12 protein-coding genes are annotated in these 14,573 nt (G+C 62.5%); all 12 read left to right on the top strand.

What is annotated here, in order from left to right; translation table 11 throughout:
- Positions 1 to 532 (top strand): hypothetical protein (locus ACH2DW_RS14130; RefSeq protein ID WP_394930390.1); only part of this gene is annotated, 532 nt, incomplete at its 5' end.
- The gene (nuoE, locus tag ACH2DW_RS14125) at positions 532 to 1,155 is read left to right on the top strand and encodes an NADH-quinone oxidoreductase subunit NuoE (protein ID WP_394930389.1); all 624 of its coding nucleotides are present in this window, start codon (positions 532 to 534) and stop codon (positions 1,153 to 1,155) included. The genes ACH2DW_RS14130 and nuoE, both read left to right, overlap by 1 nt.
- Positions 1,156 to 1,157: 2 nt before the next feature.
- Positions 1,158 to 2,591: an NADH-quinone oxidoreductase subunit NuoF gene (nuoF, locus tag ACH2DW_RS14120; protein WP_394930388.1), complete on the top strand. Its 1,434-nt coding sequence runs from the start codon at positions 1,158 to 1,160 to the stop codon at positions 2,589 to 2,591.
- Positions 2,588 to 5,017 carry an NADH-quinone oxidoreductase subunit NuoG gene (gene nuoG, locus ACH2DW_RS14115; RefSeq protein WP_394930387.1) on the top strand — a complete coding sequence of 810 codons (2,430 nt, stop codon included), beginning with the start codon at positions 2,588 to 2,590 and terminating at the stop codon, positions 5,015 to 5,017. The genes nuoF and nuoG overlap by 4 nt, the downstream gene beginning before the upstream one ends.
- Complete coding sequence (gene nuoH / locus ACH2DW_RS14110) at positions 5,017 to 6,315, top strand: NADH-quinone oxidoreductase subunit NuoH (protein ID WP_394930386.1); 1,299 nt, start codon at positions 5,017 to 5,019, stop codon at positions 6,313 to 6,315. Before nuoG ends, nuoH begins: the two co-directional genes overlap by 1 nt.
- A complete protein-coding gene (locus ACH2DW_RS14105; protein WP_394930385.1) occupies positions 6,315 to 7,022 on the top strand; it encodes a NuoI/complex I 23 kDa subunit family protein in 708 nt (235 codons plus the stop codon). The genes nuoH and ACH2DW_RS14105 overlap by 1 nt, the downstream gene beginning before the upstream one ends.
- Positions 7,023 to 7,035: 13 nt before the next feature.
- Positions 7,036 to 7,641, top strand: coding sequence for an NADH-quinone oxidoreductase subunit J (locus tag ACH2DW_RS14100; protein ID WP_394930384.1), 606 nt, complete (start codon positions 7,036 to 7,038; stop codon positions 7,639 to 7,641).
- Positions 7,638 to 7,949 carry an NADH-quinone oxidoreductase subunit NuoK gene (nuoK, locus tag ACH2DW_RS14095; RefSeq protein WP_394930383.1) on the top strand — a complete coding sequence of 104 codons (312 nt, stop codon included), beginning with the start codon at positions 7,638 to 7,640 and terminating at the stop codon, positions 7,947 to 7,949. Before ACH2DW_RS14100 ends, nuoK begins: the two co-directional genes overlap by 4 nt.
- Positions 7,950 to 7,951: 2 nt before the next feature.
- Positions 7,952 to 9,970: an NADH-quinone oxidoreductase subunit L gene (nuoL, locus tag ACH2DW_RS14090; RefSeq protein ID WP_394930382.1), complete on the top strand. Its 2,019-nt coding sequence runs from the start codon at positions 7,952 to 7,954 to the stop codon at positions 9,968 to 9,970.
- Entirely contained in the window at positions 9,970 to 11,772 is a 1,803-nt protein-coding gene (locus ACH2DW_RS14085) for an NADH-quinone oxidoreductase subunit M (protein WP_394930381.1), read from the top strand. The genes nuoL and ACH2DW_RS14085 overlap by 1 nt, the downstream gene beginning before the upstream one ends.
- The gene (locus tag ACH2DW_RS14080) at positions 11,769 to 13,361 is read left to right on the top strand and encodes an NADH-quinone oxidoreductase subunit N (protein ID WP_394930380.1); all 1,593 of its coding nucleotides are present in this window, start codon (positions 11,769 to 11,771) and stop codon (positions 13,359 to 13,361) included. Before ACH2DW_RS14085 ends, ACH2DW_RS14080 begins: the two co-directional genes overlap by 4 nt.
- 468 nt (positions 13,362 to 13,829) lie before the next feature.
- Positions 13,830 to 14,549: a YjjG family noncanonical pyrimidine nucleotidase gene (locus ACH2DW_RS14075; RefSeq protein WP_394930379.1), complete on the top strand. Its 720-nt coding sequence runs from the start codon at positions 13,830 to 13,832 to the stop codon at positions 14,547 to 14,549.
- Positions 14,550 to 14,573: the final 24 nt, after the last annotated feature.

Below are 14,573 nucleotides of genomic sequence, written 5' to 3'. Positions count from 1 at the left end.
CGAATCAGCCGACACCGAATCAGCCGACACCGAATCAGCCGACATCGAACCAGCCGCCACCGACGGGTTCGTGTTCACCGCGCCGACTGATGACTACGTCATCACATTCCCTGGCGAGCCATTGCCGACGCCGCTCGCCGTTCCACTGCCCACAGGCCAGGTCGCCGCCGAGGCGTTCATTTATGAAGATGGCGTCGATGCGGCATACTTCACCTCGGTGTTCGACTATCCCGAAGGTTCGATCGACAGTGATCCCGAAGTTGCGCTCCTCACGGCACGCGACGGTGCTGTCGCGAACGTCGGTGGGACCCTTGTTGACTCCCAGTTTGTGGAGAGCAATGGAGTGCCTGGCGTCGCATTCGCCTTCGAGGTCGTCGACGGTGCAGATTCCGGCGACGGCAACGCCCTCGTTTTCGTCGATGGACTTCGCCTGTACCAATCGTTCGCCCTCGGATTCTCGGGGCAGACCGAGCAATTCCAGGCGTTCCTCGACACGTTTATGTTCACCGCCGACCAAGCAGGAGACAGCTGATGAGCCGTCTGTCCGATCACAACGTGGTGCTGGCCAAGGAGATCATCAGCCGCTACCCGAAGCAGAAGTCGGCGCTGATCCCGCTCGTGCACCTCAGCCAAGAGCAGAACGGCTACGTCACCGACGACGCAATGCGGCACATCGCTGAACTCGTCAACGTCACGCCAGCCGAAGTGCTCGGCACGGCATCGTTCTACGAGATGTTCAAGTTCGAACCCGTCGGCAAGTACGTCGTCAACGTGTGCACGACGCTGTCGTGTGCGCTGCTCGGCGCCGGAGAGTTGCTCCACCACGCCGAAGAGAAGCTCGGAGTGAAGGCAGGTGGCACCACCGCCGACGGCCTCATCACGCTCGAACCGGCTGAGTGTCAGGCCGCCTGCACCGAGGCACCTTGCCTCCAGGTCAACTATCGCCACAAGTACCGAGTCACGCACGCCGACTTCGATGAGATGATCGACGATTTGCGCGCGGGCAAGCTCGATGGCGAGGTGCCACCCCACGGCACGCTCGGCACGCAGCGCCAGCACATCCCCGACGACAAGGGCGTTGGCGCCGTTCACCCGGACGACGTCACGGGCGGTCCCGCCTGGATTCCGGCCCCTGTTCCGGAAGAGAGCAACTGACGATGAGCACCACCAATTCTCCCGGCGCTGTCACGCACGACTACATCCCCGGGTTCTACATCGGCGACCGACCCAAGGTGGTCACGTCGCGATTCGAGTACGAAGACAGCCACACCCTTGAACGCTTCCTGGCGACTGATGGCTACAACGGCCTGAAGAAGTGCCTCGCGATGAGCCCGCAGGAGATGCACGACGAAGTCCGCAACTCGACGGTGCTCGGCCGCGGCGGTGCGGGGTTCCCGGCTGGCGTCAAATGGGGCTTCACTCCGCAGGGCGTGTGGCCGCGCTACCTCGTGGTCAACGGCGACGAGTCCGAGCCCGGCACCTATAAGGACCGTCTCCTCATGGAGCGCGATCCGCATCAGTTGATCGAAGGCTGCCTCATTGCCTGCTACGCCGCTGGTCTGTCGCAGTGTTTCTTGTACGTGCGCGGCGAGATGGCGCTGGCCCAGGAGCGGATCGCCGTTGCGCTGAACGACGCATATGCAGCGGGGTATATCGGCAAGAACATCCTCGGCACTGACTTCAGCGTCGACATTGTCTTGCATTGGGGAGCGGGTGCATATGTCGTCGGCGAAGAGACCGCATTGATCGAGTCGCTCGAAGGCGAGCGCGGCATGCCGCGGCTCAAGCCGCCGTTCTTCCCGGCAGCGGTCGGTCTGTACGGCAAGCCGACGATCGTCAACAACGTCGAAACGCTTGCGAACCTGCCGTTCGTCGCACTCAACGGTTCGGCTGCGTATACCGCGATCGGCACACCAACCTCACCCGGCACGCGCATGGTCGCGGTATCGGGCCATGTGAAGCGGCCAGGCGTCTATGAGATCATCAATGGCTCAACGACATTCCGCGACATCATTTACGGCGACGAGTTCAGCCAGGGGATCCGTGACGACAACGACCTGAAGGCATTCGTGCCCGGCGGCGGTTCCGCACCCTGGTTCGTCGAAGATCAACTCGATATCCCGTTCGAAGGCAAGGAAGCTGGCGCGGCCGGCTCGATGCTCGGCTCAGGGGCCATCATGGTGATGGACTCCACGACCGACATCCCTCACGCCGCCTACACGCTGACCAAGTTCTACGCCCACGAGTCGTGCGGCAAGTGCACGCCGTGTCGCGAAGGTGGCACGTGGCTGATGCGCATGCTTGAGCGCGTCATCGCCGGCTACGGCACCGACGCCGACCTCGACCAGATGCGCGAAGTTGGCCAGACGATCTGCCCGGGTGACATGCCACATGCATCGAGCAAACGGCTCGACCTCGAAGCGGTCCCATTCCCTTACAAGATGACCACGATCTGTTTCGTCGGACCGTCTGCGTGGGCGCCGCTGCACTCGGCACTGACGTTGTTCCCCGAAGAGTTCGAGGCCATCGTGACCAAGGTGCCGAAGCGAGTCTCGATTCCCGTCACCGCACTCTCAGGAGCTGACGCATGACCGATGTCCCTGCCGAGGTGACGGATGATGAAGCAATCGAAGCGGTGCCCGAGCCCGAGCCGGATCCCAACGCCGTCGCCGTCACCCTGAACGGCCGCGAGATCATTGCTCACAAGGGCGACTTGGTCATTGCGGTCGCCGAGAGCAACGGGGCCACGGTTCCGCACTTCTGCTACCACCCCCGGATGAGCTCGGTTGGCATGTGTCGACAATGTCTCGTCGAGGTCGACACCGGGCGCGGCATGCAGCTGCAGCCATCGTGCATGATCACCGTGTCGCCCGACATGAAGATCGAGACCGAATCGCCCACAGCGAAGCGGGCCCAAGAAGGCATGATCGAGCTGCTGCTCGCCAACCATCCGCTCGACTGCCCGGTCTGCGACAAGGGCGGCGAGTGCCCGCTGCAAGACCAAGCGTTCTCGCACGGCCCCGGCGAAAGCCGGTTTGTCGAAGAGAAGCGCCACTACGAAAAGCCGATCCCAATCAGTGACCTGGTGTTGCTTGACCGCGAGCGCTGCATTCTTTGCGATCGTTGCACCCGCTTCGCCGACGAAGTTGCCGGTGACAAGCTCATTCACTTCACCCAGCGCGGCAACAACACGCAGGTGATGACCTTCCCAGACGAGCCGTTTGCGTCGTATTTCTCGGGCAACACTGTGCAGATCTGCCCGGTGGGCGCGCTCACAGCCGAGCCGTACCGCTTCAAGGCGCGGCCATGGGACCTCGAACAGCAGGAGTCCACCTGCACGACGTGCTCGGTCGGCTGTCGTACGGTGGTCCAGTCGAGTCGTGACGAGTTGCTCCGCTACCAGGGCGTCGATTCCGATCCGGTCAACCACGGCTGGTTGTGCGACCGCGGTCGCTTCAATTTCGAAGCCACCAACTCTGATCACCGGATCACCAATCCCATGATCCGCACCGATGCAGGACTCGTCGAGACGCAGTGGAACGGCGCGATGACATCGGCGGCCGCGCTGATCAACGAAGCCCTCAGCACCGGCGGACCGGAAAGCATCGCGATTCTCGGTGGAGCGCGTGGCTCGAATGAGGACGCCTTCGCATGGGGCCAGCTCGCTGATGCGATCGACACGCCATACCGCGACGCACAGCTCGGCGACGGCCTGCCGATCGAGGTCCTCGGCCAGAAGCGAGCGACGATCGACGAGGCGGCCAACGCTGCGACCATCGTGCTGATCGGCCCCGATCTGAAAGAAGAGCTGCCGGTCCTCTATCTCCGCCTGCGCGACGCAGCAGAGAAGGGCCGGAGCAAGATTGTCGAATTCTCTGCCGTCGACACTGGCATGTCGCGGTATGCCTGGAAGAGCATCCGCCACGAGCCGGGCACTCAGCACGACGCCGTGCGGACGGCGATCGCCGATGCCGTCATCGCCGCGCAGCTCGCCAGCGGCCCGGTGGTCGTTGTCGTGGGTCGTCCGAACCTCGCCGAGTCCAGCGATGCGACCATCGCAGCGCTCCAGAATGTGCTCAATGCGGTCCCTGCCGCGAAGGTGCTCCCGGCCCTGCGGCGCGGCAACGTTGTCGGCGCACTGTCGCTCGGCATGGCACCGACCAGCTCCGATGGTGATGCCATTGCGGCTCTCAATGCCGCAGCCGATGGCAAAATCGGGTTGTTGATTCTGGTGGGCAGTGACCCGCTCAACGACTGTCCCGACACCGAACTCGCGCGTCGTGCGCTCGCCGGGGCACGTCGGATCATCTCCGTTGACACGCACCCATCAGAGTCCACCCAACTCGCTGATGTCGTTCTCGCCGCGGCCGCCTACGGCGAGAAATCGGGCACGACGACAAACCTTGAAGGCCGGGTGACGACGCTGGCCCAGCAGGTCACTGCCAGCGGAACGGCACGTCCCGACTGGATGATCGCCGTCGAACTGGCCACGTCGATCGGCGACCGGTCGTTCGGTGCAGACCACCCGCTCGGCAACGTTGCCACGGTCGATGATGTCACCGATGCGATTGCGGCAACAGCACCGTTGTTCCCCGGGGTCACCCGCGCAGCTCTTGCGGCATCGATCGATGGCGTGATGTCGATCCAGCCCGCGGCTGCACTTCCTGGCATCAAGGTTGAAGTCGCTGGTCGGAACAGCTACGACTACCGGCTGGTCGTCAGCCGGAAGCTGTATGACCGGGCGGTCAGTACGGCAATGTCTCCGTCGATTGCACAGCTTGCACCGGGTGCCGCTGCACACGTGCATCCGCTTGACCTCGACGGCATCGGCGTCGATGCCGGTACCGACGTGAAGCTCATCAGCGCCAAGGCCACCGCTGTGCTGCCGGTCGTTGCCAACCACAACGTCCCGCGCGGCGTCGTGTGGGCACCGTTCAATCAGTCCGGAACTGGCAGTATCGAAGACATCATCGATGCCGCCGCTGCCACCACCGACGTCCGAATCGAACGAATCTGATGCTGTCTTCTCAACTTCTTGCTGCGCTGCCGACCGATGCGGTGCTGACCGGTCTCGTCGCGATCGACCCGATCACCGAAGGCAAGCTGACGTGGACGCCGATCTTCATCATCCTGGCCAAGGTCCTCATCGTCTTCGTGCTCGGCCTCGTTGGCACGATGCTGATGGTGTGGTTCGAACGCAAAGTCGTGTCGGGCATGCAGAACCGAGTCGGCCCGAACAAGGCCGGCCCGTTCGGGTTGCTGCAGACCCTCGCCGACGGCATCAAGCTGTTCTTCAAGGAAGACCTGCTGCCAAATCGGGCCGACCGCATCGTGTTCCGCCTCGCTCCCTTCTTGGCGTTCGTCCCTGCGTTTCTCGTCTGGGCGGTCATCCCGCTCGGCGGAGACTTCTCCGACGGCAAAGACGGATCGATCACGATCTTCGGGCAAGTCACCCGCGTCCAGCTCGCTGACCCTCCGGTCGGCATCCTTCTCGTCCTGGCTTTGAGTGGGATCGCGGTCTACGGGATCATGCTCGCTGGTTGGGCATCAGGCTCGAAGTACCCGCTCCTCGGCGCGGTCCGGGCGACGGCGCAAATGATTTCGTACGAAGCAGCTCTCGGTCTCAGCCTGGCGGCGGTATTGCTGTCGTCGCGCACACTGAGCACCAACGGCATCGTGCAAACCCAGGATCGCTTTGTCGACTGGAACATCATCACGACCGGCCTGCTCCCGTTCTTCGTGTTCGTCGTGGCCACCACAGCGGAGCTGAACCGGCCGCCGTTCGATCTTGTCGAAGCCGAACAGGAACTGGTCGGCGGCTTCAACACCGAGTACTCCTCGATTCGCTTCGCGCTCTTCTTCCTCGCCGAGTTCATGAACGTCATCACCATGTCGGGCGTCATGGTGACGCTCTTCCTCGGTGGCCCGCAGGGGCTTTTCGACATCCCGGTGATCCCGGGCTACATCGAAGGCTCGATCTGGTTCGTTGCCAAGCTGCTGCTCTTCCTCTACATGTTCGTCTGGTTCCGAGCGACCTTGCCTCGCCTGCGCTATGACCAGCTGATGGACTTCGGCTGGAAGATCCTCATTCCGGTATCGCTCGGTTGGTTCCTGCTGCTCGCTGCACTCCGTCAATTCGCCAACGGCGACAACGTGGCCAGCCTGCGGGTGGTCGGCATCGCCGGCATCATCGGGGCTGTCGCGATCGGTCTGTTCGCTGCGGCCCTCAACGTGAGCCGCAAGAACCGTGAGGCATCAAGCTCGCTGAGCCCGGTGCCGTCACCATCCGCTTCGAGCAAGGGAGCTGCCAACTGATGGGTTACTTCGAAGGTTTCCTCATTCCGCTCCGCCAGCATCGCCTCTTCGGCGGCAAGCAAGTGACCACGCAGTACTCCGGTGGTCGGCGCGCCAAGAAGAAGGGCGACATGGCGTCCGACTCGCAGGGCGACGAAAAGATCCCCAAGCCCGAGCGGTTGCATGGTCGTCACGTCCTCAACCGCTACGAGGACGGCATGGAGAAGTGCATCGGCTGCGAGCTGTGCGCCGGTGTCTGCCCGGCCAAGTGCATCCACGTGCGCGGTGCCGACAACGACCCCGAGAACCCCACGTCGCCGGGCGAGCGCTTCGGTTGGATCTACGAGATCAACTACCTGCGCTGTATTCACTGCGACCTGTGTGTCGAGGCGTGCCCGACCGAGGCCATCACCGAGTCGAAGATGTTCGAGTTCTCGTTCACGAGCCGCCAGGACGCGATCTACACCAAGTCTGAGCTCGTCGTCGACGACGCGGGCAAAGCCAAACGGCTCCCCTGGGAGGATTGGCGCGACGGCGAGGACGACCAAACCTCGGGCTGGATGCGCGCCACGTCTCCATCTGGCGACGCAACCTTTGAAGGGGAGGTGGGCTGGAGCAACGAACTCGGTTACGGTCTGCGTGCTCCCGAACCCAAGCAGGCCGAGCGAGATGCCCATGATCCCGATCGGGACAATGGGGACCGTCCCGTGAAGGTCGTCAAACGGTGAAGCGCGACTGCTGATGGATACCACGTTTCTCGAATATCTCGTCTTCTTCGCGGCGGCTGCGATGGTGCTGGGCGGCGCCATTGGTGTCATCACGCTGAAGAACCCCGTGCACGCCGCACTTGGCTTGGTCATGACACTGTTCGGCATTGCCGTGCAGTTCGTTGCGCAGGAAGCTCACTTCCTCGCTGCGGTGCAGGTCATTGTCTACGCCGGTGCGATCGTGGTGCTGTTCTTGTTCGTCATCATGTTGCTTGGTGTCGACAATGCCATGGACCTGTCGATTGAGCCGATCAAGGTCCAGCGTCCACTCGCTGCGATCATGGGCCTCGGGCTTGCGTCGCTGATCACCGCAGCGGTCATCAAGGCCGACAGCAGCACCGTGCTGCCCGGAGCGGTTGGCGATGGCATCGACGTCGCCACCGAGACCGGTGACCACGACAGCAACATCAAGCAGCTCGCCGAGAACTTGTACGGCGACCATGTGTTTGCCTTCCAGCTCACCTCCGTCCTGCTCGTGGTGGCAGTGGCCGGAACGGTCGTCCTCACCCGCAAGTGGCCGAAGGCCGATGCTGAAGACACCGATGCGTCGTCATCGACCACGTCGGGAGCAGCCAAATGATCGCTGCAATCGAACCGTCCTGGTATCTGATCCTCGCTGCCCTGCTGTTCAGCATCGGGGCGTCCGGGTTACTGATTCGTCGCAATCCGCTGATCATGTTCATGTGCATCGAACTGATGCTCAACGCGGCCAACCTCACCTTCGTGGCGCTCGCCACCAAGTTGGGCGACATCAACGGCCAGACCGCCGTGTTCTTCGTGATGGTCGTGGCCGCTGCCGAAGTGGTGGTTGGCCTCGGCATCATCGTGTCGATCCTGCGCCGCAAGCCGGGCGCCACCGCTGACGACCTCGCGGAACTGAAGGGCTGATCATGATCGATCTCGTTTGGTTGGTTCCCCTCTTCCCGCTGGTCGGCTTTCTGACGATCCTCGTCGGCGGCCGCAAGTTGGGCGAACCCAAGGCCGGCTATCTCGCGACCGCCATGGTCTTGCTGTCGTTCGCGACGGCCGTGGCCATTTACTTCGACCTGCTGTCACGCGACTCTGAGTCCCGTTCCGAAGTTGTCAACATCTTCTCGTGGGTGCCGGTTGGTGACTTGCAGATCGACATGGCGTTCCTCGTCGATCCGCTGAGTTCGACGATGCTCCTGTTCGTCACCGGCATCGGCGCGTTGATCCACCTGTATTCGGTCGGCTACATGCACGGCGACCCGAAGTTCTCAAAGTTCTTCCTCTATCTCAACCTCTTCGTCCTCTCGATGACGCTGCTGGTCTTGGGCTCGAACCTGCTCGTGACGTTCCTCGGCTGGGAAGGCGTGGGCACGTGCTCGTACTTCCTGATCTCCTTCTGGCAGACCAAGGATGCCAACGCCACAGCCGGCAAGAAAGCCTTCGTCACCAACCGTGTCGGTGACTTCGGCGTGATGCTGGCGATGTTCCTCGCGTTCGGTGCGGTCGGCTCGGTCGACTATGCGGTGATCAACGACAGTGCACTTGCCGGCACGATGACCCAGGCAACCGCCACGGGCATCGCCGCACTGCTGTTTGTGGGTGCCGTTGGCAAGTCCGCTCAGCTGCCGCTGTACATCTGGCTGCCTGACGCCATGGCCGGTCCGACACCGGTGTCGGCGCTCATCCATGCGGCCACGATGGTCACCGCCGGCGTCTTCCTCATGGTCCGGATCAATCCGGTCCTCGGTGCTGCCGCCGACTGGGTGCCGATGCTCATTGCCTGGACCGGCGCGATCACCGCGCTGTTCGCTGCGACCATTGCGTTGACGCAGAACGACATCAAGAAGGTGTTGGCCTACTCGACGGTTTCACAGCTCGGGTACATGTTCTTGGCTGTCGGCACCGGCGCGTACGTCGCCGCGATCTTCCACATGGTCACTCACGCTTTCTTCAAGGCGCTGCTCTTCCTCGGGTCTGGTTCGGTCATCCACGGGATGAACGACGAACAAGACATGCGCAAGATGGGCAAGCTCTTCAAGTTCATGCCGATCACGGCGAGCACGTTCATCATTGGCTGGCTTGCCATCGCCGGTGTGCCGCCGTTTGCCGGCTTCTGGTCGAAAGACGAGATCCTGTTGTTCGCCCTGGCCGAGAGCCCGGCGCTCTACATCGTCGGCATCGTCACCGCAATCCTCACCGCGTTCTACATGACCCGCCAGGTCGTCATGACCTTCTTCGGCGAGCAGAAGTGGGGCTCCCACGCGAATGCTGAAGAAGCCGCTCACCTCGAGGTGGACGACGCCGAGGCCGGTGCGGCGCCCGAGCCGGTCACGCACGGCGCGCACGGCGAGTTCAAACCGCACGAGTCACCGCCCACAATGCTGCTGCCGCTGGTTGTGCTCGCTGGGCTGTCGATGGTCGGCGGCATCATTCAGCTGCCGTCACTCGGCTTCATTCCGAAGAGCATGCAGCACAAGCTGCTCGACTGGCTGCACCCGCTGGTCGAGTTCGGCGAGGGCCCTGAAGAGCGTGGCATCGGCGAAGCGGTCATCAAGGACACCTGGGCCTACGACAACAAGGTCCTCCTGATTGGCATCGCAGTCGCGTGTGCCGTCATCGGCATCGTCGGCGCATATCTCGTGTATGAGAAAAAGCGCATGAAACCAATCGAGCCTGAGCTGTTCGCGAACGGCTGGAACTATGACCGAGCCATTTCGTGGTTCATGGGCAACCCTGGCCGAAAGGGCTTCCAAGGTGTTGCCGATTTCGACAGCAAGGTCGTCGACGGTGCAGTGAATGGCGTTGCCACCCTGGTGCGTGAGACGTCGAGTCAGGTCCGAAAGGGCCAGACCGGATACCTGCGTCAGTACGCCGGAGTGATCGGCATCGGTGTCGTCTTGCTCCTCGGGTGGTTTGTCGTGATTCGAGGAATTCTGTGATGGGCGCGCTGACCGAAATGATGACGGCCGGGCTGGTTGCCGCCGAGGACTCCCACGGTGGCGCGATCGCGTTCCCGATTCTCACGATGTTGATCCTCGTGCCGATCGTTGGCGCAGTCGCCGTGGCGATCAGTTCGAAGCGTCGACCTGAGATTGCCAAGCTCATCGCGTTGATGACCTCGGTTGGTGTGGGCGCCATGAGCATCTGGCTCCTCTCGTCGTTCGAGATGGGCGAGGCCGGATTCCAGTTCAGCTCGCAGCACACGTGGATCGAGCAGTGGGGCATTTCGTATCACGTCGGTGTTGACGGCATTTCGCTGTTCCTCGTCGTGCTGACCGGAGTGCTCTTCCCGCTCGCGATCGTCGGCACAGACCCGCATCACGACGAGAAGCCGTACCTGGCGTGGCTGTTGATGCTCGAAGCCGGTGTGATGGGTTCGTTCCTCTCACTTGATCTCTTCTTGTTCTTCATCTTCTTCGAGATCGTGCTCGTGCCGATGTACTTCCTCATCGGCGGTTGGGGCTACGAGAACCGTGTCTACGCCGCGACGAAGTTCTTCCTCTACACAATGTTTGGTTCGGCGTTCATGCTCGTCGGGCTCATCGCCACCGCGATGCTCGCCCGCGAGGACCTGGGCCGGCTCACCTTCGACCTCGTCGAGATCGCCGAGGGCGCAGACTTCGCGGCCAACACTGGGCGTTGGTTGTTCTTCGCCTTTGCCATCGCGTTTGCTGTCAAGGTGCCGATCTTCCCGCTGCACACCTGGCTCCCCGACGCCCATACGCAGGCGCCCACCGCTGGTTCGGTCGTCCTCGCCGGCGTCATGTTGAAGCTCGGTACGTACGGGTTCCTCCGCTTCGGCCTCTACCTGTTCCCCGAGGCTGCGGTGTGGAGTCGTTCGCTCTGGCTGACCCTTGCGGTGATCGGCATCATCTACGGCGCAATTGCGGCGACGATGCAGAAGGATCTCAAGCGACTCGTCGCCTATTCCTCGGTGGCCCACCTCGGGTTCATCATCCTCGGTACGTTTGCCTTCACTTCCCAGGCGATCTCCGGTTCTGTCCTCCAGATGGTCAACCATGGTGTGTCGACCGGCGCGCTGTTCCTCCTCGTCGGCATGATCTACGAGCGTCGCAAGACCCGCCAGATTTCCGAACTTGGCGGCATCCAGAAGGTGGCACCGATCTTTGCTGCCGGCTTCATGATCGTGATGCTGTCGTCGATCGGTGTGCCAGGACTCAACGGATTCATCGGCGAATACCTGATTTTGCTCGGCTCATTCCAGACCGCACGGTGGTGGACCGTCGTGGCAACTGCCGGCGTGATCCTCGCTGCGCTCTACCTGCTCTGGGCCTACCAGCGTGTCTTCCACGGCGAGCCGGACGAGGACAACGCGAAGTTCCCTGAACTGCGTGTCAAGGAAGGCTTGGTGCTGCTGCCGTTCATCGCAGCGATCGTGTTCACCGGTGTGTACCCGAAGCCGCTGCTCGATCGCATCGAACCGAGCGTCGACGCACTGGTCGAACACGTGGTGGAGAACAGCGACTTCGAAAATCCTGAGTACGGCACCCAATGCGGCACCTTCGAGGTGGAGCACGAGGGCGAGGCAGCCGAGAGCCACAGCGATGAGCCAGCCGAACATGACACTGCAGATACGAGCTGCGACACAGCCAGCAATGGCGCGGATCACGACGACGCAGATGAGGGCGATGCAGACCACGGTGACGGCAGTGACGACGACAGTGACGACGACAGTGACGGCGAAGACGGTCACGACGAGGGAGAGGAGACCGGCGAATGATCGCTGAGCTCGTGTCCCAGATCTCGACGCATGAGGCCCCGGCCCAGGCGCTGCTGGCTCAGACCTTCGTCGGTCCCGAAGTCAACTGGTTTGCATTGTCGCCCATGCTGACGCTGCTTGCCGGCGCACTGGGCATGATGCTCGTCGGTGCGCTGACACCGGCGTGGCCGAAGGGGCTGTACGCGCTGGTCGCTGCGGTCACGGCCGGCACCGCAGGCGCACTGGCAATGGTCCAGTGGGACGACATCACCGACAACGGCCCGACCACACTCGTGGGTGGTGCCATCGCGTTCGACACGCTCGCGATGTTCCTCACGATCACGATCTGCATCGGTGTGCTGCTCGTGTCGATGCTGACGGATTCGTTCCTGCGGGGCACGCCCAACGAGGGCCCCGAGATCTACGCCCTCTATTTGGTGGCCGCGATCGGCGGCATCGTCATGGCGTCGGCCAATGACTTGATCGTGCTGTTCCTCGGCCTCGAAACACTGTCGCTGGCGCTCTACGTGCTCGCTGCATCGAACCGTCGCTCGCTGGCATCGGCAGAGTCAGGCATCAAGTACTTCGTGCTCGGAGGTTTTGCGTCAGCATTCTTCCTCTATGGCATCGCGCTGCTCTACGGGGCGGCCGGGACGACCAACATCACCGAGATGGTCGCGACGTTCCAATCGGGCGTCGACCTCGACAATCCAAACGCGTTGGCCCTTGCTGGTCTCGCACTGCTCATCGTGGGTCTTGGTTTTAAGGTCGCCGCAGCGCCGTTCCATGTGTGGACACCCGACGTGTATCAAGGTGCGCCGTCGCCCGTCACCGCACTCATGGCATCGGTCGGCAAGGCAGCCGCATTCGCCGCGATGCTCCGCGTTCTGGTCACGGCGTTGCCGTTCTTCCGTGATGACTGGCGCCCGGTCATCTGGGTGCTTGCCGTCTTGTCGCTGCTGGTTGGTTCGTTCCTCGCAGTCGTGCAGACCGACGTCAAGCGGATGCTCGCGTACTCGTCAGTCACGCATGCCGGCTTCCTCCTCGTGGGTGTCGAAGCAGCCGGCCACACCGCCGGCGAGTTGGACCCTGGCGACGGAATGCCATCAGTCGCGCTGTACCTGATGCTGTACTCGGTGCTGGTCATCGGAATGATCGGTGTCGTCACTGTCGTCAGCCGGGCCGCGGGCAACCGCGATGGAGACTCCTCACTCGATTCGTTCAAAGGGTTGGCGAAGCGTCGACCGGCACTGGCGCTGGGCTTCACCGTGCTGCTGCTCGCTGGAGCTGGCGTGCCCGTCACTTCTGGCTTCATCGCAAAATTCGGTGTCATCCAGGCTGCCGTCGAAGTCGAGAGCTATGCCCTTGCAATCATCGCCATGGTCGCTGCCGTCGTGGCGGCGTTTATGTATCTGCGGATCATGGTCAACATGTGGCTCTCGCCCCCGGAAGACGGTGCAGTTGAGGCCGACGCTGCTGGCACTGGAATTTCGATCGATCTCTCGTCGGGGCTTGCAATCGCCGCTGCGGTTGCGTTCACCCTGTTTGTGGGTGTGTTCCCCAGCTGGCTGATCGACGCCGCCGAAACCGTCAACGTCATCGCCCGCTGATCGAGGCCGGCGAGTCAGGCCGCCCAACCTGCTGAAGCAGGCCGGCGAGTCAGGCCGCTGAACTTGCTGAATCGGGCCGCTGAACTTGCTGAATTCAGGCCGCTGAACTTGCTGAATCGGGCTGCTGAACGAGGCTGCTGAATTGGGCTGCTGAATCGGGCTCCTGAACGAGGCTGCTGAATCAGGCTGCTGAACAAGGCTGCTGAATTTGGCTGCTCAGTCCGGCTGCCGAATTCTGCAGCTCAGGCTCAAGAACTCGCGCTCGAGAACCCGGGATGTGCCGGTACCTCCCGTGAGTCCTGGGAATCTCAGGTTGACGATGTCGGCCTCGATCGGATCGCGGCCATGCGCGTCGACGCAGTTGCTTCGGTGCCTGTTTCGGTGCCTGTTTCGGTGCTTGTTTCGGTGGTTGCGTCTGCGACCAGGATCGCGACCGCCAGTGACCGGCGACGTCGATAGCTTGCAAGTGTGCCTCCCGATGCTCCGGCTGAGATTCGTTCCCCGTACGACCTGGTCCTGTTTGACCTCGATAACACGCTCTCGGACTTCGCATCGGCGCAGCGAGCGGCGCTTCCTGCGCTCCTCGCAGATCATGGCATCTCCGACGGAGGGGAGTACCTCCCCACGTTCAAGCGTCTTGCGGCTCCGCTCTGGGAACAGCTCGAAGCGGGTGAGCTCACGCTCGACACGTTGAATGACGAACGGTTCCGTCTGCTGATCGAGCACACCGATCTCGAACTCGACCCGGCTTCGTTGGCACCTCAGTACCTCGCTTGGCTTGGTCGCTCGGGGGTGCTGTGGCCGGGTGCAATGGAGCTTCTCGATCAGCTCGACGGAGCAGTCACCATGGGCTTGATCACCAACGGCTACGGCGAAGTGCAACGGCCTCGCCTTGCCCAGTTCGAGCTCGAGGACTATTTCACCTCAGTCACCGTGTCGAGCGAGATCGGCCACGCCAAGCCGAGCCAGGCGTTCTTCGATGTTGCGCTCGGGGCGCATGGCAATCCCGATCCTGCTTCGGTCCTCGTGGTCGGCGACAGTCTGAGCTCGGACATCGCCGGTGGAGCAGCAGCTGGTTGCGTGACCTGCTGGTTCAACCCGGATGGTCTTGAGCCACCAGCCGTGCCGCGCATCGACCATGTGGCGACCACCCTTGCCGACGTCGCCAGGATTGTCTTGAGTGCGTGAGTGCGTGAGTGCGTGAGTGCGTGA

Source organism: uncultured Ilumatobacter sp., from assembly GCF_963980585.1.
In the GTDB taxonomy this organism is placed as follows: Bacteria; Actinomycetota; Acidimicrobiia; order Acidimicrobiales; family Ilumatobacteraceae; genus Ilumatobacter_A.
This window is presented reverse-complemented; position numbering and strand designations above follow the sequence as displayed.

Coding starts and splice junctions, on each gene's coding strand:
- nuoE (WP_394930389.1), top strand. CDS start 532: ATGAGCCGTCTGTCCGATCACAACGTGGTGCTGGCCAAGGAGATCATC.
- nuoF (WP_394930388.1), top strand. CDS start 1,158: ATGAGCACCACCAATTCTCCCGGCGCTGTCACGCACGACTACATCCCC.
- nuoG (WP_394930387.1), top strand. CDS start 2,588: ATGACCGATGTCCCTGCCGAGGTGACGGATGATGAAGCAATCGAAGCG.
- nuoH (WP_394930386.1), top strand. CDS start 5,017: ATGCTGTCTTCTCAACTTCTTGCTGCGCTGCCGACCGATGCGGTGCTG.
- ACH2DW_RS14105 (WP_394930385.1), top strand. CDS start 6,315: ATGGGTTACTTCGAAGGTTTCCTCATTCCGCTCCGCCAGCATCGCCTC.
- ACH2DW_RS14100 (WP_394930384.1), top strand. CDS start 7,036: ATGGATACCACGTTTCTCGAATATCTCGTCTTCTTCGCGGCGGCTGCG.
- nuoK (WP_394930383.1), top strand. CDS start 7,638: ATGATCGCTGCAATCGAACCGTCCTGGTATCTGATCCTCGCTGCCCTG.
- nuoL (WP_394930382.1), top strand. CDS start 7,952: ATGATCGATCTCGTTTGGTTGGTTCCCCTCTTCCCGCTGGTCGGCTTT.
- ACH2DW_RS14085 (WP_394930381.1), top strand. CDS start 9,970: ATGGGCGCGCTGACCGAAATGATGACGGCCGGGCTGGTTGCCGCCGAG.
- ACH2DW_RS14080 (WP_394930380.1), top strand. CDS start 11,769: ATGATCGCTGAGCTCGTGTCCCAGATCTCGACGCATGAGGCCCCGGCC.